Consider the following 23,753-nt stretch of genomic DNA (forward strand, 5'->3'; position numbering starts at 1 on the left):
TTTAGATTTTAGATTTTAGATTGAGAAAGATCGATCGTCCGAATTGACAGCAGGTAGCGAAAACCAGAAAGTCGAGCCACCGCCGGGAGTGCTTTCGACGCCGATTTCGCCGCCGTGAGCTTTGATAATTTGCTTGGAGAGGTACAAGCCCAAACCCAGCCCTGTTAATTGTCGGCTATTAGGGTCGTGAACGTAAAGTTCAAATAGAGATTCCCGCTGTTTGGCGCTGATTCCCACTCCATTATCTGTTACAGTACAGCGAACCATTTTTACGGTGACTCCGGGCAATTTGCTGCCGCTATTGCCAATTTGACCCTGATAGCGGGGCATTTTGCAACTGCCGTCGAGGTTGAATTTGGCCACGGTTTCCTGATTTTTCTGGGTGGTCTCGCCGATCCTAGGACGATCGCCCGCAGCAGATATCCCGTTAGCGATACAGCGGGCGATCTGAGTAGTTTGAGATGTTAAAGCCTGGGAATTTTCTTCATAACTTAGCGCTTTTTCAACTGCAATTACCTCGGCTTTAAAATTGATGTTGACTCCCGGAGGATTGTGTTTAATAGCATTAGTCAACAGATTTTCTAGCACCCGCTGCAAGTGTTTGCTGTCGGCCTTGACTTGTGGCAAATCCGCCGGGATTTCCTGAGTCAAAGTTGCTTGATTTTTGGCCAGCATCGGTTCTAAATCGGCAACAATAGCTGAAGCTAAAGACGGCAAATCTAGCGGTACAGTATTGAGAACAATACCTTTCACCTCGCTAGCGTGAGCGTCGAGCAGGGAATTCACCATAGTCAACTGGTGTTCGCTCGCTTGAACGATGCGCTGCAAAATCGATCGAGAAACCGGAACATCTTGTAGAGAATCAGATGCCGATTTGTTGAGCAAATTTTTCAACAGTATTAACATTCCCATAACAGGAGTGCGGAGATTGTGAGAAACTGCGTGCAAAAATAGGTCTTTCAGCCGATTGCTTTCTTGCAACTCGTGCATTTTTTGCTGTAGTTGGCGGGTGCGTTCCTCGACTTGAGATTCCAAGTTGGCATTGAGAGCTTTTACCTGCTGCAAAAGTTGGGCTTGCTGTAGAGCGATCGCCACTTGGGTAGCGAGTTTTTCCAACAAATCAATTTCAAATTCCTGCCACTGGCGCGGCCCCGAGCACTGGTTGACGGCCAAGATCCCGAACAATTCATCGCCCAGGACGATCGGCACATTTAACGTCGCTCTAATTTGATAGTCGCTGTACAATTGGGCAATAGGAACGTTGAGTTGAACGCTAGCAGTATCGGAGATAGTTCGGACACGGTTGTTAGCATAAAAAGTTTTCTGGCTTTCGAGGTGATTCTCGTCAGCGAGTACCCATCCCAAAAGAGAACGGCATTGGGCATCCACAGACTCGGCCACAACCTTACCGTATACCGGGTTAGGAAGATTTACCCCCTCCGCGTCCACAATACCGATGAAAGCGCGGTCTGCCTTGAAAAATTGCCGGACTTCGGCAACAGTAGTGTTGAGAATTTCTTCGAGGTCGAGGGAGTTGCGAATTCGCAGGGCGATTTCTGAGAGCAAGCGATCGCGATCGGAGGACGCCCGCAAAGCGGTTTCCGCGCGGTGGCGTTCGGTAACGTCTTGAACTGTGGCGGCGATCGCCCCTGACTGAATGGCCGACTGTTCGCAGACAGTGCGTTCGGAGCCATCTGATAGCACAATTCGGTAGTTAATGCAATAGGGTGTGCGCTCAAACATAGCTTGGCGCTGCGATCGCGCCACCAATTCTCGGTCTTCTGGATGTACAGCCTGCAAAAAAACTTCTGGTGTGGGTTTGACAGTTCCCGGAGCAAAACCCAAGAGGCGGTAAAGTTCGTTTGACCACCGCAATTCGATATTGGATATATGATGTTCTGCGGATTCTTCGGAGTTGTCAGTTGCTGTGAGGGTGGCGCAATTTAAATCCCAATTTCCCAACTGAGCGATGCGCTGAGCGTTGGCTAAACTAGCTTCGCGATCGCGCAGCATGGCCGCCGTGCGGCGCACCTCCACCAGCGCTTGCTGGCGTTCTGCTACGGCGGCAGCCAACATCAGAGCCACAAGGGCGATCGTACCGGTAAAAGCTTGTAAAAATAAAACCGCTTGTTTGAGATTATCGCTTTTGGCCAAAAACGGGCCACCTCCCTGCACTGCTCCCCAAATCGCGATGTAAGAGACGATCGAATAAGCAAAAATCGCTCCCGCCGATTGAAACCGCAGGGCAGCCCAAACTATCAGAGGAAAAGGCAGATACTCCAGCGGATACTGAGCGATCGCCGCTTGTGTTTTTGAGCAAAAAAACAGCCAGCTCACACTCAGCAAGAGAGTCAGCCAGAGCGCTATTTCTGAATAATTAATAATTAAAAATAGAAGATTATATCGGTTTTCACTTGCAGACCATTTGCTTGAATAATTTGTAACTTGTGATTGGTTATTGTTCCAGTTAAAAAATGCTTTTAAACTTGAAATAATTCGAGATTTTTCCTCACCTGTTACACCCTTTTCAATAACAGGCAATATGCCTGTTACACAATCAAATTCATCTCTTGTGGAACAGGCAATATGCCTGTTCCTAAACAAGTAATTGAGAATAGTGAAACATCTAAGTTTTAGTGGAAATTTAAAACTGTTAACGGCGTGGTTCAAAGTCAGCAGCACAGGCGTCACAATCAAAATTCCCATGCCGTCTCCGAGCCACGTAGTCCACCAGTTCCGAGAGAAATTGCTCCACTGAGCCCAACCAAAAATGCACGTACCCAAGTTGCCGAGGATAGAACCGACCAAAGTAGACCCGATGACAGCGCCCGCCACTAAAGCCAGAACATCTCGCAATCGATCGAGTTTGGTAGAAAATCCGCTCCAAGTCAGCAAAGCCTCTCCAGCCAGCGCTTGCAGGGTGACGCTAAAGGCCGATGTGGCAATGACAGCCGACGGTATACCGCCGGTAGAGTTTAACAGCACCGAACCGAGGACAATTCCTGGCCACATCCGTCGTCCTTGCAGTAGCAGTGCCGCTAGAGCAATACCGGCGGGCGGCCACACGGGGGAGGGTTCGGCTTTCACCAGTCCCAGCATCGACACTGCGAGTTTTCCGGTAACAAAGTAGGCCAGCGCCAGGATGCCGGTGTACAGAAGCGTTCGAGTGCGGGGGTTGAGCAGTTTCATGTTTAGGTGCGATCGAATCCTCCATTCCTAGTTTTTAATTTAGGCGGCTTTGGGGCGATCGAGCTTCCTCCTGACGACTCACCTGACTGGGGGAGGGGGAGTTGACTGTTGACTGTTGACTGTTGACTGTTGACTGTTGACTGTTGTTATTCGTAGCAGCTACCCACTAACTAATGACTACTGACTAATGACTAATGACCAATGACTAATGACCAATGACTAATGACTTCTTAAAATCCAAAACTCCGCTTACCATCCGGCTTAATAGTAAGCCAATTGGTCTTTGCCATTGCCAGTTGTTCATCAGAAACTGTAGCGTTGGTAAGATTCGCCCCGCACAAATTGGCTCCCCGCAAATTCGCCTTAGTCAAATAAGCCCCCGTCAAGTCAGCACCTCGGAAATCCGCGCCTTCAAAATTGGCAGTGCTGCAATAAGCCTCAGTCAAATTAGCATCTCGCAAATTTGCCTGAATTAACCTCGCGTGACCCAAATTCGCGCCCGACAAATCCGCTGCTTGCAAATTGGCCTTCACCAACCTAGCCTGATAAAAATTCCCCCCCGCTAACTGCAATTTTTGCAGTTGCAGGCCAGACAGTTCGCAGTCAGCAAAATCGCGCTTGCCTTTAAAATATGCCGCTCGCAAGCTGTTGGTGTCCCATTTAGGAGCAACTTTCGATAGCTTTGACACTGCTAAATTGTCGCTAGAATGTCCAACCGTTCCGAAAGTTCTGCCGGACTCAGCCAGAGTACGGGAAACTCTGGGCTGCATCCCCGTGTTCCCAGATTGGCTGAAGGAAGTTCTACCAGCGCGGGTGTGGTTCGATCGCAAATCTTCATTGATTTTGCTCCTCGGCGGTGACCACGAAGAACCCTCGTCATTAAATATTGTCGGTTCTTCAACTGTACGAGAAGAGCCGTTGAATTGAGTTGCCAAGCCATCCACAAGACTTGGGTCTTCAAATTGGCCAGAGAGAGCTCTGAGGACATCTGCTGCCGATTGGAAGCGGTGCCCAACCATCGGCTTGAGCATTTTTTCGAGAATCCGCGCAAAATTTGGGCTTACCTGAACGTGGGGCTGCCAAACAATTTCGCCGGTTACTCCATCAAAATCTAAATCCTTGGGCGATTTTCCTGTCAGCAAGTACAAGCAAGTCATGCCCACCGCGTAGATGTCGCTGGCAAATATCGGCCGCAGCGCCATTTGTTCCGGGGGGGCAAAACTAAATGTGCCGACTGAAAATTTCGTGTTGGCGCTTTGGTCGGCGGGGTCTAATAATATTGTTTGACTAACTTGGTCTTTTACCGCTCCGAAGTCAATCAGAACTAAGTGGCCGTCTTGAACTCGGCGAATAATATTTGCGGGTTTGATGTCTCGGTGAATTACTCCTTGGCTGTGGATATATTGCACTACTGGCAGAATTTCTAATAGAAAATTTTTAACATCCGATTCGTTGAAACGGCCTGAGTGCTTGACTTCTTGTTTCAAAGTCGAGCCTTTAACATACTCTTGAACTAAGTAAAATTGCTGTTCTGTTTCAAAATAGTCTAGTAGCCTCGGTACTTGCGGGTGGTCGCCCAGTTGGCCGAGGGTTTTCGCCTCTCGCTTGAATAATTCCCGCGCCATCTCTAAAACTCGCGGCGACGAACTACTGGGTCGCAGTTGCTTGACTACACAACTCGGTTGACCGGGCAATGAGATGTCTTTTGCCAGAAATGTAGCTCCAAAACCTCCTTGTCCTAACGGTTCAATGACTCGGTAGCGAGCGCGCAGCAATAACCGCGCACCGCAAGTCTGACACTGAAGAATAGAGTCAGCAGGGTTTTGAGGATGGGGACAGCCCGGATTTACGCAGTAGCTCATATTGATTGAGTTTGCCTATGTTGTTCTGATCTTGTCAGCGTCGCTCGACTGCACAAATAGCCTGTTCCTGCTTCTGGTAGACATACTAATCTATCAGTTTTCGGCAAGCCGTGCCTTCGATCGCGAATTGGAATTGCACCTAAGTCTTTTAAGCCGATATCTTTTCCCTATTTTGATTATCTCGTTGGTTTGAGTGTTTTCGGTTGATTATCCTTGAAGATAGTTTAAAGACTTGCTAAAGTTGTGCTTTTTTGTGTAAAGTCTTTCTAAACTTAAGTGCTTTTTGCGTTTTTAGATGTCTCTAGCATACCTCATTCTCTGAATGAGAATGCTACTCATCCCCCAATAGACATCTATCTTTGGGCAGATCCCTCGTTTTTGCTGATGTGTACCGTAACAGTATTGACAAAATTAAATTAGTATGCTATGAAAAGCTTTCCAGAATAAATTCTGGGACTCAAAAGTCGGTGCTGACAGGCTACGATTTTTGACTAATAACTACCGAGCACTGACAACTAACTACTGACTAAATTATGCGTATATCTCTAAAGTGGCTCCGGGAATTGGTGGATGTGGCGATATCCCCGGAAGAATTAGCCGAAACCCTGACAATGGCTGGGTTTGAAGTTGAAGAAATTGAAGACCGCCGCCCGTGGGCAAACGGCGTAGTTTTGGGCAAAATCATCGCCTGCGAACAGCATCCGAATGCAGACAAATTGAGAGTTTGTCAAGTGGATGTGGGCTCTTCAGAAGCTTTGAATATTGTTTGTGGCGCACCGAACGCTAGGGCAGAGATTTATGTGCCTGTCGCTGTTGTTGGCACTTATTTATCGACTATTGATTTAAAGATTAAACCTGCTAAATTGCGGGGCGTTCCTTCCGAAGGAATGATTTGCTCTCTGGCGGAATTGGGACTATCTAAAGAGTCAGCCGGGATTCACATTTTCGAGTTAGAAAACCCCGAATTGGGCAGCGATATTCGCCCGCTTTTGGGTTTAGATGACGTGATTTTAGACTTAACAGCAACTGCCAACCGGGCTGACGCTTTGAGCATGGTGGGTGTAGCGCGGGAAGTGGCGGCGCTGACTGGGGCGAGTTTGAGAATTCCCGCAGCGAATGGTGTTGCGATTGAGGGCAAAGAAAGTCCTGGTTTGGCAGTAGAAATATCGGAACCGCAAGGATGCCCGATTTACATCGGCACGGCAATTGAAGGTGTGAAAATTGCTGCTTCTCCAGCTTGGTTGCAGCAGCGGTTGCAGGCGGCGGGAGTGCGACCGATCAATAATGTGGTTGACGTGACTAATTACATTTTATTGGAATGGGGTCAGCCACTGCACGCTTTCGATCGCGATCGCCTACAATCTTTCACTGGTACTCAAGATATCAACATCGGCGTCCGCTTTGCTTCATCAGGGGAATCCTTCAAAACCTTGGACGGACAAAACCGCAATTTGCAAGCACAAAACCTGTTAATTACTGCTAGCGACAAACCTGTTGCCTTAGCTGGGGTAATGGGCGGCGAAGACACGGAAGTTCACGAAGGAACGCAAAATTTAGTCTTGGAAGCAGCGATTTTTGACCAGGCAACGATTCGCCGTTCTGCGCGCGCTCAAGGCCTGCGGAGCGAGGCATCGATCCGCTACGAGCGGGGGGTGAATCAGGCGGCTTTGACGACTGCTTGCAACCGCGCTGTCGCCCTAATTTTGGAGTTGGCTGGAGGCACTGCGACGGTGCAGAAAACGTCGCGTTCGGGCGAGGATTTGAGTTTTTCGCGATCGCTCGAATTGCGTTTAGACCGAGTTAATCTGGTTTTAGGGCAGTTGAAAAGAGGAGAAACGGGCGGTTCTAAATATCTGGAACCGGAAGAGGTGAAAAATATTCTCACAGCCTTGGGATGCGAAGTTGTTCCAACGGAAAAAGAGCGGGTTTGGAATGTGACTGTTCCTCCTTACCGCTACCGGGATTTAGAAAGGGAAATTGACTTAATTGAAGAAGCTGCCAGACTCCACGGTTATGACAATTTCTGCGATACTTTGCCTAGTAAAACGGAACCGGGTTATCTGTCGCCGGAATATGCGGCAATTCGGAATGTGCGATCGGCTTTTCGGGCGGCCGGGTTGACGGAGTTGATGCACTATTCTTTGGTGAAAACTGAGGGAGACAATCAGGTTGTGCTGGCGAATCCGCTGTTTGTGGAGTATTCGGCTTTGCGGACAGAAATGCTGTCGGGTTTGATTGATGCTTTCCAGTACAATTTGGAACAGGGAAATGGGGCGCTAAACGGTTTTGAAGTCGGCCGCATTTTCTGGAAAGATGGGGATGCAATGAAGGAAGCCGATGCAGTTGCGGGGATTATTGGCGGCGATCCGACTGTGTGGAAATGGCAGCAGGGAGGGCGCGATCAACCTTTGACTTGGTTTGAGGCAAAAGGTATCTTGGAAAGCGCGTTTCAGGAGTTGGGTTTGTCGGTAGAATATCAAAGCGATTCCTCGAATACACGCTTGCATCCGGGCCGCACGGCTGCGTTATCGTTAAACGGAAAACATTTAGGAGTTTTTGGACAGTTGCACCCGCAATTGCAGCAAGAAAAGGATTTGCCTGAGCAGGTTTACGTGTTTCAATTAGATTTGGCCGTGCTGTTGGGTGAGTTAGGGCGATCGAACAACTTAACTCGCAAATTCGCGGGTTATTCGAGTTTCCCCGCTTCTGACAGAGACATTGCATTTTTCGCACCGGTTGAAGTTCCCGTTGTTGAGATGCAGAGTGCGATGAAAAAGGCGGCGGGTAGTTTGCTGGATTCGGTGGAACTGTTTGACGAATATCGGGGCGACAACGTGCCGGCGGGACAGCGGAGTTTGGCTTTTCGGTTAGTTTACCGCGCGGGCGATCGAACTTTGAGCGAAACCGATGTCGAACCAGCCCAACAAAAAGTTCGCGATGTTTTAGTTGAGAAATTCGGCGTTAGTTTGAGAAGCTAAAATAGGCCGTCACTCACCAATGGAGGCCGCCAGGGAATGAATTCCCTGGCTAAAAGCTAAAGTCCTCTAAAGAGGACTAACAAGACTTACGGATTACAAGGTAAATTTGCCATTTTGAGCAAAGCGAAGAATCTCAAATTTTTGCAATAAAACCCTCTAAAGTGCATAATTGCTAACTAATGAACTCTTCAGTCCTCTTGAGAGGACTTCAGCTTTGAGGCGGGGGTTTCAACCCCTGCCGGACTCAGGGAAAAAGCCTTAAATTGACACCAAGGGCCGCAACATCTCCCGCACAAAAAAAGAACAATCAGGAAACCGCAAAAGAGAAATACTATCACCATCCGCAAGAATCACCCGACTTTGATAACCATCCTGACTCGGTTCTTGAAAAACGTGGAGTTGCCGATTATTCACATCCAAAACCCAATAATCAGTAATTCCCGACTCAGCATAAATTTTCGCTTTAATCCCGCAATCCGTTCTCAGCGTAGTATCCGCAACTTCAATAATCAGATAAATTTCTGAAGGAATTGGATGGTGGTCTTCATAGTAAAGTGGATCTGGTATAACTACAGAAAGATCCGGTTCAGGTTGCGAGTAATTATTCATCCGAACCGGGTCTTGCAGCCGCACCAAAATCTGTTCTCCTAAACGGTTATCCAGTAATACCTTCGTGCGCGCAATCGCCGCACCGTGTGCTGTTCCTTTCGCTGCCATCTTTACTATCTGCCCTGCTAGTAATTCTACCCGTTCATCTTCGTCAAAAATACCAATTTCCGTCATCCGGTCATATTCTTCAACTGTCAGCAGCCGAATATCTAATAAAGTCATAGTAACCTCCTTCTTTCTAACAAACCTCTCTCTTCTTCCCTCTCTTCCTCAGCGACCTCTGCGCCCTCTGCGGTTAATCAATTTTATCCTAAAAAAACTCGTCAAATCCTGCTACTCTTATTGTACAATTATTTTTAAACAAATTTATCCAAGGCTCAAAACCGTGACCAAATATGTGATGTGGGGAAGTTACTGCGAAGACGTTCTCGAAAAACGCACTCCCTTTCGAGACGCTCATTTAGCAGGATTGGCTAAGCAGAAGGAATCGGGTGTGTTAAGTACGATCGGGCCAACGAAAGATTTAACAAAAGTTTTTGCAATTTACGAAGCTGAAGATGAGGCGCAGGTGCGACAATTGGTGGAAGCCGATCCTTATTGGGTAAATGGGGTTTGGACTGAGTACGACGTGAAAGAGTGGATTCAAGCTTTTTGAAGGGGTTAACAGGGTGAACATCTTAAGATTGGATGACAGCGATTTAGTTCCAGTTGACTATGGCGATTTGCTGGCAAAGATTTTAGAAGTTTTGCAGGGAAACAATCCGTTTAATATATCAGATGACCGCCGCCGTCTGATCGTCGATATTGATGCCATTGCTGCTGATGTTGCAAAAATGCAAGTGCGGACACCCTTGGGTTCCTTTGAACGTCAAGCAGATGCTGCCACTGTCAATTTCCCGCCAGAAGTTGAGGAGCTTTTTGGCGATCGAGTCAGGCAGATTAAAGAGTGTTTGCGGCAGCACTTAGCATCTAAATTGCTCCCACACAATACTTCAATTGAAAAGTTTGTCGCTAGCTTAATCAGTCCTTTAGATTCATCCTCTTTTCAGGGAGACGGCAAAAAGTTAGGTCTCAAATACGATTTTGGTACTCGCCACACTTCGTTAGAAAAAGAAAAGCTAACTTTGGAACGCCAGATATCTGCAAGTCCTGGGACTTTAAAACTGCATAAATTGACTATTGCTGTACGAAACACGGATATTTTTCAACAACAGCTAAAGGAGGGTTTAGAAAACTATATTAGGGAAAATGCCGAGAATAGCGACGATAAGCAAGAACTTAACCATCGTCTTGATGAGATGGTTAATAATGAATACTCGGATTTTCATAAATTGATCCGACTGGTAGACAAAGAAACCCTAGGAAAAATTAACAAAGAAGCCAAGATTACTTATTTGGAGTATCTGCTGGAACACATCACTGCTAGCAGCACAGATACTGTAGGAATCATCTATTTAAAAGATTTGATTCGTCGTCTCAGATTGATAGAAGATTACATCAACGACAGCAGTAAAGCCGATGGCGAGTATGCTGCAAATTATGCTGGTGTTAGAGTTAATTACAGAGAAATTTTTGCGCGCTCGGAATTTTTAGATGCGCTGCCAATTATTCCTCTTGTAGAAGGTTACTTGGGAGAAAGCACGGACAATCATCGGAACGAACGTAAATTTATCTTTGGTCTCAAACTAAAATTGGACAACCCAGTTCAAGCGCGCGGTGGAAAGGACGTATTTGAATATCATTTGAATCTGCTAAATCCCGATAGTGAAGAACACAAAGCAGAACTTACCGAAGATGCTAATACCGAAACCTTCGTCCGCAAAGTGTTAAAAATAGCATTTTTGTATCACTGTGTGTTTGCATCTCCCCACACTCCAGGATCGCAAAATTACAACCCAGAATTGGAACTTGAATTTAATCCTATTCCGGCTTTTGAGCAACTCATGAAAGATGTATTAAATCGTGATAATGAGGAAATCAAAAAAAGACTTTTCCGAAATTTTGTTACACGCTTTAAGGAGGTTAATGTTAAACATAAAATTAACCATCTTAAAAGAATGCTGAAAGGCTTTCTCGAACGCCAAACAATTTTGCCAACCCGTACAGAAACGCGACACGTAAACCTCAAAATAGGTCTGTTAGAAGACATTGAAAATATTTTGAATAATGATAAATTTTTTAATGAAGTTCTGGATCGAAATTACAAGCAGACACTACATTATATTGTCGTCGAACAGCCTAGTGTTGATGAAACAGCCATCTGTCAGCTACCGATAAATATTACTATCGAAGATGTCCGCTATTTTCCTACTGATGAACGCCAAAATTTCAGCATGGAATACAATATCAAAGGTGTCGATATTTTGCCAATGCTTTCAGCACCTAAAGCCGATCGTTCTAGAAAAATATACAACCAGCATTTTTTAACAACAAAATTAGTGTTGTTTCCTTATGACGACAAACGACTAGACAGCGGTGATAAAGGTTTACTACCTGCAGCGGCTTTTGTGTATAAATTTACCATGTTGCTGCTGTCTTATATCTGCCTGAGAGTTTTACTCGAAAATACTGCAAAAAACTTATTTATTCCGATGGTGAGGCTCCATGAAGGTGACGAAAAATACCCTTCGGTCTCTGAAAAATTTATGGCTAACGTTTCCAAAACATTATGTCACATTTTGAGTGAAAAACAACGCTCAACTTCTCAGGGATTTCGTATTAGAGAATATCCCAATAGTTACAAAGTTCATAACGGTTTGAGTTCAATGTATTCAATTCTACCGAAAAGGTTTAAATTTAACAATGTGAAGTTATCTCCAGAGTTGGATAATTTAGCAATCATTGTTGTTTCCAGTCGCGACAGTGATGCTAAAAAAAGTAATAAAAACCGCTTCCAAAGAACAGCTAGTTTAATCGGAGAAGCTATCGGGATTAATCGCCTCGAAGATGATGCAATTGAAGTCAAAGTGCTGAAAACTTTTTCCGAAAATTACAGTGTCAGCCGCCTTTATACTGAGCCGTTAATCCTTGAAGATGCAATGAGTCAGCTTTATCAGCAAGGATATCGGAATTTCGCATATATTTCGCAAGCACCTTACATGAGTACGCTGCATATTACAAAGACTGAGGAAGACGAGGAATTGTCTTTTATGTCAAAAAAATTGCTCCGAACTTTGAAAGGAGAGCGACGAGATATCAAAATTTATCCGATGTTTTTTGATAAATACTATGTCCGCAGTTTCCTAGGTGATAAGGGAAAACCTTTTTACATTCAGGATGCTATGGAGCTTTCGAGCTTGTTTGCAGATACCAGTCAACAAGCTGTGATGTTTTTTAACTTGTTTAACGGGCTTAAGGTAAAGGAGGAAAAAAACTTTTATAACGGTGTGATTTCCTACTCTACTTTGTTGCATATATACGACGGTATTCTGGACGATCAAGACCTTCACCAAGGGTTAATTTACGACGGTGCAATTAAAGATACTTTGCTACATTATTTAACAATTTTTCACTTTTATCGCTATGAAGCTCGCAAAAAAGATCTGAGTTTTAAACTTGACCCCTACGAGCAGATTATCGGCGATGAATCCGTTGGTGCTGTATCTGTGTTTAGTCATCCGCGCGGGAATGCTGAGTTTAACTCCCTGGCTTTTTTGAATAAGGTAAGAGAAGTATTAAATGTCACTAAGGGAAGTACACAATTATGATAAGTGAAGATTTTGGGCGGCTGTTTGAGGTAGGCTTCAATATCGGGATTCTCGCATATATTCAGGGGGAAAATTTAAGTCACAATTTTGGTGATGCCTACCGTCTGGATTTGCAGAGGCTCAAATTGCCGAAGATGACGGCGGAAATCGTTAGAGAAGCGAATCTCCTGGCTAGTTTAGATGCTGAAATCGTTGAAAAATGGAGTTTGTTCTTTGTCCAAAAAGGCTTTTTGGGTGGGTTGAATTTTTTCCGGGAGTACGTGAAATCTACTGGCTGGAATTTGCAGCGGTTGAAAATAGTGTATTGTCAGTGCAGTTTTAGTGATGCTAACAGTATCAGAACCTATAACAAGGGTGATAAAGAAGCGTTTAAAGAGTTATTGTCTCAGTTAAAAACTGCCAAACTTAGTTTATCAGATGATGAGATTAACTCGTACATCCGCTGCTACTCGAAAAAGGGTGAGTTTTTGCAGGCTGATACGCTGATGCTGTTACAGTATGGAAATGATTTTAGAATTCTCTGCGTTGATTTGTCTGTGTTTTCTCCGACGCTAGCTCCAAAACCGGAGGATATCAATGAAATAGAGGTGATACGAAAATATTTGATGAGGGAAATTAGCTATTTGCGATCGAAAAGCGTGTTTTCTAATCTGCGGATGGATACCAGCACTTTAGGTGTGGATTTCTCGGAGGATTTAAAACGCTTTTTTACAGCTTTTAAGTATAAGGATAAGGAAAGCGCTAAGCTGATTCAGGCTGGTAGCTACGCTCACAGTTTCTATGGATTTCTACAACAAACTGGTATAATTTCAAGTGATGCTGAGGTTTTGTTTAATGTGGTTGGTTATGGCGATCGCAATATTAGCGCTATTTCCCTACGCCAGGACAAAATTAACTTATTAGCAACTTGTTCCCAAATTTACCAGAATGAAGCGAAAGGTAAAGAGATTAGCGATGCTCGCACCGAAGTTTTAAAGGTTATTCAACTCAACGCGGCTCGCAGTTTCAAAGACGGCCGAAAGTTTGTTGATTCTTTGTTGGGAATTGGAAAAAATGTCACTGAACCTGTACCTCATACAGAACGGATAGACGATTTTGTTAATTCCATAGATATTATATCAGATAAACTGGCAGATGACTTGCAAATTTCTCGCGGATTAGACCTGCGAAATGCTCACGCTGAATTGATTGTGAAAGCGCTTCAATCTGATGAAACTTATATCTTTTTGACGGGGAATCCGGGAATTGGGAAAACAACTGCGATCGCCAAATTCCTCAAAAGCCATATCGACGACGGTTTCTTATTCCTATACGTCAGTCCCCGCAAGCAAGTAAACTTGGATATTATCGAAAAATTCAAAGATGAAAATACTCGTTTGCTGTGCGACGATCGATTATTTTGTATCAACACTAACGCCGATATCATCAAAAGCAATTCAGGACACTGTACCGTCAAGTACGCATCGAATAAATATCGCGAAGATTTGACAAAAAAAACTGTTCGCTTCCTCAAGGATGATTCAGAAATTAAGAGGACGGAATATCATCAATCAGAACTTGAAAAAAAGGGAGAAACAGTAATTAAACCCGTTAATTCCAAAGGAAATGGAGTGCTCAAGAGCATTTGCGAAGGTATATACGCGCTGATAAATGAGCGGGTATCTAGTAATATCGTAGCTACCGTTTCTATTCAATCGGTGAAGATGAAAGAAAACCGACAAAATACCCTAGAGCATTTAGAAAAAATATTTCAAGATACTTACAATAAACGGGACAAACGGGTCATTCCCGCTAAGATGCAAGAAATATCCAGTCGCATCAAACATATTTTCATTATGATAGATGAAATTACGGGAGATGATGGTGGCGTTGAGTTTTTAGCCGGAATTGCCAAGATTGTCAAAAAACATGAGTTACACAAGCGGGAACATGGCTTTAATACTAAAATTATTGTCGCAGATGCTTCGATAGTTGACACTGATGTCATTAAACAACACCTTGATAACACGTCACCGGAACCGGACAAAATCTATTTTAAAAAGTTAGCGAAAGATTCGGAAGAAATTCAACCTTTACAAGTTATTCCTTTTAAATTTAACAATCTAGCTGCAAAGGTGATTAATGCGAATTCCTACCCGGCGCGCAGTTTAGAGATAACTTATAAGGTATTTGTCGAAACTGTTAAATACAGTGAAAATGCGCCTTTAAAACAGAATACTAATTTAGTAAAGCGGGTACAGTCTGAAATAATTGAGGATATCAACCACCGATTAGCCATCCCCGGTGTGGAACAAATTATAGTATATATTCAAAACAAGCAAAGATTAGCCGAATTAATTGAAAAAATTAAAGATAGTCGCGAAATTTTTGAGCCTTTCACCGATTATCTGGAAATTCACGCGAATATCTCGGAAGATGAGAAAGAAAAAATACAGGAATACAAAAATACAGCTAAAGTAATCTTTATGACTGCATCGGGAAGTCGTGGACTTTCTTTCCCGAAAACTAAGCATATTTTAGTTGATATTGCTCACTTCCAGATTGAGAAAAATCTGATGGAAGTCATACAGGTGATTTATCGGGGACGCGGAGAATATGACAACGGTAAAACCCTTGATGGTGAAGACAAAGAATTGGTTTTTTACCTATCTGATACCGCAGTTTATTACGCTGATGATGCGGCACTTTCCCTGCAAGAAAGCAAATTGAGTTTGTTGAATTTATTGCTAATTCTGAAGACGGCGGTGATGACGCGGATTTCGGGATACGGTTATTTAGGTAGGGAAAAGTTTTTGATGATTCCCATCGGCGGTAAGTCGGTTTCCGCAGTCGGGGATACTTTTAGCAGCAAAATGGCGGCTCTAATTAAAACATTAAAGAGCGAGAGCCAGCGAGGAAATATGTTGTTTAAGGAGGTTTATACGAGCCTGGAACAGCTTTTGGGTCGCGGGGAGTTTGTTTTGACAAATTCTGATAAGTCTCGTAAAAAGGGCGATTCCTATCTGGAAATGCGGGAGGATTTTAATCGTAAGTTTTTGGAGAAGTGTAATCCGCTGGATGGTTTGTTGAGCTATGATAATTTAGAACTCGGTCATGTTTGCGGTAGTTTGTTGATCGTACCTCTAGCCGATCGCACTTTGGTAGAAACATACCAGATACGGCTTCATCGAGAAATCAAGGAATGTCTAGAAAAGAAGTTGCTGCACAAAATGCGTCTAATTAGGGATAGCGATTCGTCCCCGGAGAATGTAATATCGGCCATTACAGGAGGTGCGATCGAGCTTTTGCAGTTTCTCAACAGCGATGTGGAGAAAACTCAGTATTTTGAAGAGCAGAGTCAGCAGTTCGATCGCTATTATGCCATACCGCTGTTTGCTTTTGTCAGCGCTGAGGAAATGAAAGAGTATTTTGCTGACAGCAGGCTGGAAGAACCGGAAGATAGGCGGTTTCGGGATATTTTGTCGGCTTATGTGCGATCGATCTACCCTGTAGATAGTGTAATGCCGATCGGACACAAGTATCGAGATTTCCCATTTATTGTGTTTAGAAGCTACAGTTTAGAGCAAAGTCGAGAAAAGATTTTTACAGATAAATATCTTTTAAGTTCCAACGAATTAAACGTGCTCAATTTAATTTTGTCGAAGCAGGTAAACTAGACCTCTTGCATTCCCAAGCTTTCCTATCCTGAACTTATCTGCGTTTATCTGCGTTTATCTGCCTTGCATCTGCGGTTTCTGTACAAATCAAAGACTTATGCAATGCAAGTCTACTGAAACTTGTAGGCTGCGTCAGCTAGCTGTCACCCCGCAGAGAAAATAAAACTCTTCCGGGGCACCATACTTGCTACTTGCTAACTTCAAACGGCGTGTATTTTCCCCCCAAAGCTTCGACGATGGTGCGAGTATTAGCAGACATCATTTTCACATAAGAATCGCCCTCGCTTCCGGGGGCCCCAATCGAATCCGAATAAAGTTGCTGCGCCGCCAATTTCACCCCCGCTTCCTCCGCCACTGTTCTAATCAGTTGCGGGTTAATTGTAGTCTCGGCAAAAATAGCAGGAACGCCTGCAGCTTTCACGGATTCTACTAACTTCTGCACCGTTTGAGCGCTTGGCTGTTCCTCCGTACTAATCCCGATCAAACTTCCCGCACTTCCCAATCCGTAGGCGCGGCTGTAATATTGAAAAGCATCGTGAGTTGTTACTAATGCGCGCTTATTTTCGGGGATGGTTTTAATCTCTTGTTCTATCCAACTATCCAAACGTTTTAACTCTTCAGTAAGTTTCACAGCATTCTGCGTAAACTTCTCCCGATCTTCCGGCGATAGTTCGATTAGCGCATCCCGAATGGCTTCCACCATTTGAACTACATTTTCCACATTTCCCCAAACGTGCGGATCGGGTACGGTATTGCCTTCTTTATTCAGTAGCAAAGGCTTGACAACTTCCCCCACTGCTAATTTCCGCGCCTTAATTCCGGCGGCATTCATCATCCTAATTAATCCCGGTTCCAAATTGTAACCGTTATATAAAATTAAGTTAGCTTGTTCTAAAGCTTGAGAATCTTTTGGTACAGGTTCGTAAACGTGAGGATCGGTTCCCGGCTGCAAAATTCCTGTTAGCTGAACTTCGCCACCCGCTACTCGATCGGTCAAATCCTCAATAATTGTGCTAGTAGCAACTACCTTGGGTTTAGCATCTGCCTGTGGAGAGAGGCGATCGCCCTGGGTTTGAGTACAACTAAATAAGCCCAAAGTCAAAATGCCGCAGGCAATAGTTCTGATAAAAAATACTTTGGACTTGTTCAATCCAGGGCGGGAGGTTTCAATCGCCGACTCACTGCTAAACTCTCCTTTATAGGATTGCTTCACAATTGCACTCGCTTTTAATTCACATCTGACACCATTCTCAATAACCCTTGTCTGGGCGGGCAGGATGCCCACCCCACCAGAAAACTCACTCTTTGTGGAACAGGCATCTTGCCTGTTATTGAGAATTGTGGAAGATATGAGTTTTAACCGACTTGAGATTTTCGCCGCCAAACCTATAGTTTGAGGGGTTTCCAGCTTGGACTGTCGCATTATCTACCTCTGGTGCGTTCCCGATTATTCCTATTTACCGATGATTTCATATTCTTTTCATTTTTACAGTAAACTTAATAAAAAGGAGATAGAGTCACCGCAATGAATACCGCCGCCTTCCCCAACGAGAATCCTTGGTCTAAAATGGTTTGCCACCTCAAAGACAGCGCTACCGACACTGAAATTATCACTGTTAAGCACTTAGCAGTAAACTACCGCACGGTAGAGGCACTCAGAGATATCAATCTTTCCGTCAAACCGGGAAGGCTGACGGGTATTATTGGGCCCAACGGTGCCGGCAAAAGCACGCTGATTAAAGCAATGTTGGGCTTAATTCCGGCAAATCGCGGCACAGTTACCTGGGGCGAGGAAGCGATCGCCGATCGACTCGAAACAGTAGCCTACGTGCCCCAGCGATCGCAAATTGACTGGAACTATCCCGCCACCGTTTGGGATGTCGTGATGATGGGAAGAGTCAGAAAAGCCGGATGGTTTCGCCGCTTCTCCGCAGCTAGCCGCCGCACCGCTGCCGATGCCTTAGAAAGAGTAGGCATGAGTGCTTACAAAGACAGACCGATCGGACAACTTTCCGGCGGACAGCAACAGCGAGTATTTCTAGCGAGAGCATTAGCCCAAGAAGCCGCTATTTTCTGCTTTGACGAGCCGTTTGTCGGCGTTGACCAAAAAACTCAAAATATCATTTTTGACATCTTCCACCAACTAGCAAATGCCGGAAAAATCGTCTTAGTAGTCAACCACGACTTAGGCGAATCAATTACCAATTTTGACGATTTAATTTTGCTGAATACAGAATTGATTGCCGCTGGTTCCCGCCAAGAAGTGCTAACCCAAGAAAACCTTTACCGCGCCTACGGCGGACAAGTAATGTTTTTTGCCGGACAAGCCGCTTAATTAGCTAACAGTCATTAATCTACGAGTTACGGTTTTGAAGCCAGTTTCTTGGGTAATATTGGGTTTGGCAACGATCAATCTCCCATTAAACCCGGTTGCTTTGATTGTTAGTCATTCGTTAACTGTGATTTTATAATTTTATGATACAAACCTTAATTGAGCCGTTGCAGTACGGATTCATGCAGCGATCGCTCATAATTGCCATTCTCGTCGGCATCGTCTGCGCGATCGTCGGCAGCTACCTAATGGTACAGCGCCTGGCCTTGCTTGGAGACGCCATCAGCCACTCGGTTTTGCCCGGATTGGCGATCGCATTTATCCTCGGAGCAAATATTTTTATCGGCGCTTTCATTGCCGGAGTTTTGAGTACAGTAATCATAGCTTGGATCAAAGCTCGATCGACAATCAAAGAAGACGCCGCAATGGGCATCGTATTTTCAGCGTTTTTCGCCCTCGGCATCACCTTAATTACGATCGTCCAAAAAGACAACAAAATCGACCTCAACCACTTTCTTTTCGGCAATATCCTCGGCGTTACGGCTGAAGATGCGATCGACACAGCCGTCATAGTCGCCGTAGTCTTATTAGTTGTAGTAGTCTTTTACAAAGAACTGCTATTTTACACATTCGATCCATTAGGAGCGCAAGCCACAGGTTTGCCAGTAAACCTGCTCAACTTCGGATTGATGGTACTCATCGCCCTCACCATAGTTGCCAGCCTCAAAGCCGTTGGCGTAGTGCTAGTCTTGTCCCTATTAATTACACCCGCAAGTACCGCCTATCTCCTAGTCACTCGCCTGCACCAAGTCATGATTTTAGGCGCAATAATCGGAGTTATTTCCAGCATTAGCGGAATGTATCTCAGCTACTTTTATAACTTGCCATCCGGGCCCGCAATAGTTTTAGTTGCATCTGGATTCTTTGTGCTATCCTTGCTGTTCAGTCCGACTCAAGGAATCCTCACCCAGCCCCGCACACACTCCGGTCAAATTCCTCCAATCTGGCGGGAATTAAAAAATTTAACTAAAGGCCGATAACAATTAACTTTGTGTTAACGATTCAGGGCCGCCCCTCCAATTTTCAATAACAATCTGCGTTAATCAGCGTTCATCTGCGGTTCAAAAAAGCCTCTCGAATTAATCCGCGTAACTGTGAATTGCCGACATCATTCCGATGTTGCCAAAAGGGGTTTTTTGTTTGAGTGCGAGAAAGCAAAACTGGGAGGCTGTCGCAGCGGGCGATCGCACCTACGAACTATTCGTCACAAAAGACAGTACAATAACAAAAGTTAAATTTTCACGCAAACAGCTCTACTAAGTTAAAAAAACATGACCGTCAAAGTAGGAGACACCGCACCCGATTTTACCTTACCATCTCAAACTGGCACATCAGTCAGCCTCAAAGATTTTAAAGGTAAAAAAAACGTCATAGTCTACTTTTACCCCAAAGACGACACACCCGGATGCACCACCCAAGCTTGCGCTTTTCGAGATAGTTACGAAGTCTTCAAAGACGCAGGTGCAGAAGTCATAGGAATTAGCGAAGATTCGCAACAATCGCACCAGCAATTTTCGGCAAAATATCAGCTACCCTTTACACTGCTGAGCGATACTGGCAACAAAGTGCGGCAATTATATGGAGTTCCAGCTACACTGTGGATTATGCCCGGTAGAGTAACTTATGTCATTGACAAAGAAGGCATTGTCAAGCATATTTTTGACTCCATGTTAGACTTCAAAGCACACGTTGCAGAAGCACTCAAAACTTTAGAAACCATCAAAAGTTAGATGGCGCGCGGGTGGCCAGAAATCGGTTTTTTTTACGAAAATGATTTGCTGTATCTAGCAGATTATCTAAAAAACCCGGTTTCTTCGATATTGGCGCGGAAATCGCAATCTATTGTTTACAGGCTTTGATAAATCGCTCTTTTTTAGCTCAAGTCTATTGAAGAATATTGGACTGAGACTGGGATGCTTGATTGACAGGAGAAAATATTATACTAATTCTGAAAAATATTGATACATAGAAATTAGATGTTCTCATCCGTAGGGAAACGGCATTGCCGTGCCCGGCCAGGAGTTAGGTTAATGTTTGTAGCAAAAGTCAAAAAAAAGTATATATTGACAGGGTTTATATTGCTGTTGGATTTGCTTTTGTAGGGAGTGTCTGTTCAATTAGTTTAGTCCAGGATGCAGGAGAAGTCAGAAACCGGGTTTTTTTACGAAAATCCTTGCTGGGAACCCACCTATTAGGTAAAAAACCCGGTTTCTTTAGTATGAGTGTGTAAGTCATGTATTTTTCTAGTGAATGGGAAAATTGAAAGCAGTCAAGATGGAAACCTTGGCTGCTTTTTTAAGTTTCCATTCAATTAGTTTCCCCAGCGAGTGGGGAGGCGGGTGATGTGCAGTTCGTCGTGCAGGCGACGCGTTTCCATTCAATTAGTTTCGCCAGCGAGTGGGGAGTTGGGCCAACAAATTTGGTGCGACCCTTGCGCCGATGCAGGTCAGTTTCCATCCAATTAGTTTCCCCAGCGAGTGGGGAGCACCAACACAGATTATCAAACTTGACCCCAGAGTTAACAAACTTCCCATTCAATTAGTTTCCCCAGCGAGTAAGGAGTGTCGCGTTGTTCAATGGATTGGGCTAATCTTAAGCCGGAGTTTACCATTCACATCAATTTCTATATCTACATGATGCCTTCCGCTTGATGTCACAACAGCAACAGTTCCAACTATGGCTCCGATACCACCGCCAACTGCTGCTCCAACAGGGCCACCAACTATAAATCCAAGAATAGCACCTGCACCTGCACCAGCAAAAATATAGAGGGCAGAGTAGTTAATTGTAGTAACCCCAGCAGAATAAGGGATGAATGCGCCTGTAGCTATATTTACCCACTCTCCCGATTTGTTCTTGTGTAACTCAAAAATGGTTTTTAACTTCTCTGGAAGGTCTGAATATCGCTCGTAGTCTGTAATAACTTCAACTTGCTCACTTTGCTCCAAGGCTGTCTTTAGCTCACGATAAAACATTTCTGTATCTGAGAAAACTAACTTCCGCATACATTCCATTCAATTAGTTTCACCTCCATTCTACACCCCAGACCGCGCAAGGAGTCTAGAGGGAGATCGGCGACAGCAGCGACAAAAAATTAAGGAAGGGCCCAGGGACAGTTTTGGCAAGCTGCTGTATGTTAATTATCAGATAGATTTGCCCCATCGCTCCCTGAACAAATTCAGTCTGTGGGTGCAAAGATATATGGATAGCCCCCAAGTGCTTTCCCCGCCGAGTTTGGTAGAAAAACACCGACAAGCAGCGAAAGATTTAGTCGCGAGATACAGCTAGCTGGTAAAGAAAGATTTTACCACTTGTTCGTAGTGAACACCTCAGTGCTGATTCTCTAAAAAACAATAAAGGACTAAAGTCCTTACTAAAAACTCGTGGTTCGTAGTAAGGACTTTAGTCCTTTTTTGCTAACGACTTGCAGCCATTAACAATTAGCACTCAGCAATTATCTAGCTTTTCGCAACACTCGATTTTTCAGATGTAGCGCTTTCGGCAGTTTTGCCATTTTTGCTATTACCGTTACCGTTGCTGTGGCGGGGTTGGATAACTCCATAGCCACCGTGAGTCTTTCGTTCGTAGAGTACGTTAATTTCGCCTGTTTCCGCATTACGGAACATATAGAAATCGTGATCGATAATCTGCAATTGTTCCAAAGCTTCTTGCACCGTCATTGGAGGCATAGCAAAATACTTAGTCCGTACCACCTCAGCAGGAAGTTCGGGAGTTCGATCGCCAATCAGATCCGCTACTACAGGATGTTCCTCAACTACCGTAACCGTTTTGGCACTACTCTGGGTCTTGTTGTCGTGACGTTTTTCCTTAAATTTCCGCAGTTGACGAGCTATCTTGTCGGCAACCAAATCTATGCTGGCATACAGGCTTTCCGTGCTTTCCTCAGCCCGAATCACGCTGCCGTTAGCATAAATTGTCACCTCAGCAGTCTGCTTAGGATTGATCCTGGGGTTACGAGCCACCGATAGATGTATGTCCACTTCTGTCGTCAAAGTTTGAAAATGGCTAACTGCCTTTTCCACCTTTTGATTGACGTACTCGCGAATCGCATCGGTGATTTCTATATTTTTACCCTGGATAACAAGCTTCATAGAGCTCCCTCCCTTCTGTAACTTGGGTATATTTTATACAGTAGCACTATGTATTCTCGAAAACACTTATCTTCCAAATCTTTTATTATATGTTGACAATTCTTGATTTAAGCTAGGCCAATATTCCGTAAAAATACTATTGATTTTTTGCATGGTTTCTCCTCTCATCCCTCAACAACTAAATGCACAACCCTGCTTGCTCCTCAATTGGGGACAAGTTCCCTACTCCCAAGCTTGGGAAATCCAGCAAAAACTCGTGCAAGACCGCCGCGACAAACCAGATTTACCAGATGTCCTGATTTTGCTGGAACATCCGCCGGTTTACACTTTGGGACTGGGAGCAAAGCTGGAATTTCTGAAATTTGACCCAAGTCAAACTGGGCCGGAACTGCACCGAGTTGAGCGGGGCGGCGAGGTGACTTACCACTGTCCGGGACAATTGGTGGGCTATCCGATTTTAAATTTGCGCCGTCACCAACAAGATTTGCACTGGTATTTGCGGCAGTTGGAGGAAGTGCTGCTGGGGGTGCTGGAAGTTTTGGGGTTGAAGGGTTCGCGGGTTCCCGGTATGACTGGGGTTTGGGTGGATGGGTGCAAGGTAGGTGCGATCGGCATTAAAGTCAGCCGCTGGATTACGATGCACGGTTTTGCTTTAAATGTTTGCCCGGATCTCGCAGGTTTTGGGCAAATTGTACCTTGCGGGATTCCCGATCGACCTGTTGGCAGTTTAGAGCAGTTTATCCCCGGAATTGATGTCGATCAAGTGCGATCGCTCGTTGTCGCTGAGTTTGCTCGCGTTTTTGCAGTAGAAATTGTGCGATCGAATCTGTAGGGTGCGTCGCTGTCAACCTTACTGCTAACGATTAACGATCGCAGTCGGTTTTTTTTAAGTGCGATCAGGATTGTCTTCCTCATACACCATTAAATCTCCCGGTTGGCAGTTTAGTGCTTTGCACAAAGCATCAAGAGTTGTTTCATCAATTCTTGTGAGCCGGCGCCGGGTTTTGATTTTAGAAACAGATGTTGGGTGCATCCCAACTCTAGCCGCCAATTCTTTATTGCTGATATTGCGATCGGCCATCACAACTGCCAATTTCCAACGGATCACTGCGGGTGCTCAACTACTAGCCAGGACTTTGCAAGGTGATGTTAGCATCCTGCAACCTTCACTAACACTTGTTTTGCCGTATCGGCAATATTTTTTGTCGTATCGCTTGACTCGCAGCAGCGAATGAACTATGCTGAGGA

At 44.6% G+C, this 23,753-nt stretch carries 15 protein-coding genes; 8 read left to right on the top strand and 7 right to left on the bottom strand.

The features are described from left to right. Positions 1-15: 15 nt before the first annotated feature. Positions 16-3,189 carry an MASE1 domain-containing protein gene (locus QUA90_RS10390; RefSeq protein WP_333445317.1) on the bottom strand — a complete coding sequence of 1,058 codons (3,174 nt, stop codon included), beginning with the start codon at positions 3,187-3,189 and terminating at the stop codon, positions 16-18. Between the two features lie 230 nt (positions 3,190-3,419). Then, entirely contained in the window at positions 3,420-5,051 is a 1,632-nt protein-coding gene (locus tag QUA90_RS10395) for a serine/threonine-protein kinase (RefSeq protein ID WP_333326198.1), read from the bottom strand. A 533-nt stretch (positions 5,052-5,584) separates the two neighbouring features. Here QUA90_RS10395 and pheT point away from each other — a divergent pair. Continuing rightward, the gene (pheT, locus tag QUA90_RS10400; RefSeq protein WP_333445319.1) at positions 5,585-8,029 is read left to right on the top strand and encodes a phenylalanine--tRNA ligase subunit beta; all 2,445 of its coding nucleotides are present in this window, start codon (positions 5,585-5,587) and stop codon (positions 8,027-8,029) included. Positions 8,030-8,287: 258 nt separating this feature from the next. Here pheT and QUA90_RS10405 read toward each other — a convergent pair whose 3' ends face one another. Beyond that, a complete protein-coding gene (locus tag QUA90_RS10405; RefSeq protein WP_333389776.1) occupies positions 8,288-8,860 on the bottom strand; it encodes a Uma2 family endonuclease in 573 nt (190 codons plus the stop codon). A 163-nt stretch (positions 8,861-9,023) separates the two neighbouring features. Here QUA90_RS10405 and QUA90_RS10410 point away from each other — a divergent pair, with 163 nt between their 5' ends. The 3 genes from QUA90_RS10410 to QUA90_RS10420 are packed head-to-tail and all read left to right on the top strand — an operon-like array spanning position 9,024 to position 16,001. Beyond that, positions 9,024-9,293: a YciI family protein gene (locus tag QUA90_RS10410; protein WP_333326192.1), complete on the top strand. Its 270-nt coding sequence runs from the start codon at positions 9,024-9,026 to the stop codon at positions 9,291-9,293. Between the two features lie 13 nt (positions 9,294-9,306). Beyond that, positions 9,307-12,345, top strand: a complete 3,039-nt coding sequence (locus tag QUA90_RS10415; protein ID WP_333445321.1) for a hypothetical protein — start codon at positions 9,307-9,309, stop codon at positions 12,343-12,345. After that, entirely contained in the window at positions 12,342-16,001 is a 3,660-nt protein-coding gene (locus tag QUA90_RS10420; RefSeq protein ID WP_333445323.1) for a helicase-related protein, read from the top strand. The genes QUA90_RS10415 and QUA90_RS10420 overlap by 4 nt, the downstream gene beginning before the upstream one ends. Before the next feature lie 187 nt (positions 16,002-16,188). Here the strand turns inward: QUA90_RS10420 and QUA90_RS10425 are convergent, their stop codons facing one another. Next, positions 16,189-17,424, bottom strand: coding sequence for a metal ABC transporter substrate-binding protein (locus tag QUA90_RS10425; protein WP_445300099.1), 1,236 nt, complete (start codon positions 17,422-17,424; stop codon positions 16,189-16,191). 102 nt (positions 17,425-17,526) lie between these two features. Here QUA90_RS10425 and QUA90_RS10430 point away from each other — a divergent pair, with 102 nt between their 5' ends. From QUA90_RS10430 to QUA90_RS10440, 3 genes are all read left to right on the top strand, one after another. Further along, positions 17,527-18,336 carry a metal ABC transporter ATP-binding protein gene (locus tag QUA90_RS10430; protein WP_333445325.1) on the top strand — a complete coding sequence of 270 codons (810 nt, stop codon included), beginning with the start codon at positions 17,527-17,529 and terminating at the stop codon, positions 18,334-18,336. Between the two features lie 140 nt (positions 18,337-18,476). Further along, entirely contained in the window at positions 18,477-19,373 is an 897-nt protein-coding gene (locus tag QUA90_RS10435) for a metal ABC transporter permease (RefSeq protein ID WP_333326183.1), read from the top strand. Positions 19,374-19,664: 291 nt separating this feature from the next. Continuing rightward, on the top strand, positions 19,665-20,123 hold the full coding sequence (locus tag QUA90_RS10440) for a peroxiredoxin (RefSeq protein WP_333240128.1): 459 nt from the start codon (positions 19,665-19,667) through the stop codon (positions 20,121-20,123). 843 nt (positions 20,124-20,966) lie between these two features. Here the strand turns inward: QUA90_RS10440 and QUA90_RS10445 are convergent. Beyond that, positions 20,967-21,398, bottom strand: coding sequence for a hypothetical protein (locus tag QUA90_RS10445; protein ID WP_333445327.1), 432 nt, complete (start codon positions 21,396-21,398; stop codon positions 20,967-20,969). A gap of 453 nt (positions 21,399-21,851) precedes the next feature. Continuing rightward, the gene (gene hpf / locus QUA90_RS10450) at positions 21,852-22,505 is read right to left on the bottom strand and encodes a ribosome hibernation-promoting factor, HPF/YfiA family (RefSeq protein ID WP_333084202.1); all 654 of its coding nucleotides are present in this window, start codon (positions 22,503-22,505) and stop codon (positions 21,852-21,854) included. Between the two features lie 151 nt (positions 22,506-22,656). Here hpf and lipB point away from each other — a divergent pair, with 151 nt between their 5' ends. Then, complete coding sequence (gene lipB, locus QUA90_RS10455) at positions 22,657-23,337, top strand: lipoyl(octanoyl) transferase LipB (RefSeq protein WP_333445329.1); 681 nt, start codon at positions 22,657-22,659, stop codon at positions 23,335-23,337. Between the two features lie 54 nt (positions 23,338-23,391). On the opposite strand, the gene QUA90_RS10460 is transcribed toward lipB, so the two are convergent. Then, complete coding sequence (locus tag QUA90_RS10460; protein WP_333077961.1) at positions 23,392-23,613, bottom strand: helix-turn-helix transcriptional regulator; 222 nt, start codon at positions 23,611-23,613, stop codon at positions 23,392-23,394. Positions 23,614-23,753 lie beyond the last annotated feature (140 nt).

The organism is Microcoleus sp. D3_18_C4 (assembly GCF_036702355.1).
In the GTDB taxonomy this organism is placed as follows: Bacteria; Cyanobacteriota; Cyanobacteriia; order Cyanobacteriales; family Microcoleaceae; genus Microcoleus.

What these genes read in the sequence shown, in the direction of transcription:
- QUA90_RS10390 (WP_333445317.1), bottom strand. Translation starts at nt 3,189, where the DNA reads ATGAAACTGCTCAACCCCCGCACTCGAACGCTTCTGTACACCGGCATC.
- QUA90_RS10425 (WP_445300099.1), bottom strand. Translation starts at nt 17,424, where the DNA reads ATGCGACAGTCCAAGCTGGAAACCCCTCAAACTATAGGTTTGGCGGCG.
- QUA90_RS10440 (WP_333240128.1), top strand. Translation starts at nt 19,665, where the DNA reads ATGACCGTCAAAGTAGGAGACACCGCACCCGATTTTACCTTACCATCT.
- QUA90_RS10445 (WP_333445327.1), bottom strand. Translation starts at nt 21,398, where the DNA reads ATGCGGAAGTTAGTTTTCTCAGATACAGAAATGTTTTATCGTGAGCTA.
- QUA90_RS10435 (WP_333326183.1), top strand. Translation starts at nt 18,477, where the DNA reads ATGATACAAACCTTAATTGAGCCGTTGCAGTACGGATTCATGCAGCGA.
- pheT (WP_333445319.1), top strand. Translation starts at nt 5,585, where the DNA reads ATGCGTATATCTCTAAAGTGGCTCCGGGAATTGGTGGATGTGGCGATA.
- QUA90_RS10430 (WP_333445325.1), top strand. Translation starts at nt 17,527, where the DNA reads ATGAATACCGCCGCCTTCCCCAACGAGAATCCTTGGTCTAAAATGGTT.
- QUA90_RS10420 (WP_333445323.1), top strand. Translation starts at nt 12,342, where the DNA reads ATGATAAGTGAAGATTTTGGGCGGCTGTTTGAGGTAGGCTTCAATATC.
- lipB (WP_333445329.1), top strand. Translation starts at nt 22,657, where the DNA reads ATGGTTTCTCCTCTCATCCCTCAACAACTAAATGCACAACCCTGCTTG.
- QUA90_RS10405 (WP_333389776.1), bottom strand. Translation starts at nt 8,860, where the DNA reads ATGACTTTATTAGATATTCGGCTGCTGACAGTTGAAGAATATGACCGG.
- hpf (WP_333084202.1), bottom strand. Translation starts at nt 22,505, where the DNA reads ATGAAGCTTGTTATCCAGGGTAAAAATATAGAAATCACCGATGCGATT.
- QUA90_RS10395 (WP_333326198.1), bottom strand. Translation starts at nt 5,051, where the DNA reads ATGAGCTACTGCGTAAATCCGGGCTGTCCCCATCCTCAAAACCCTGCT.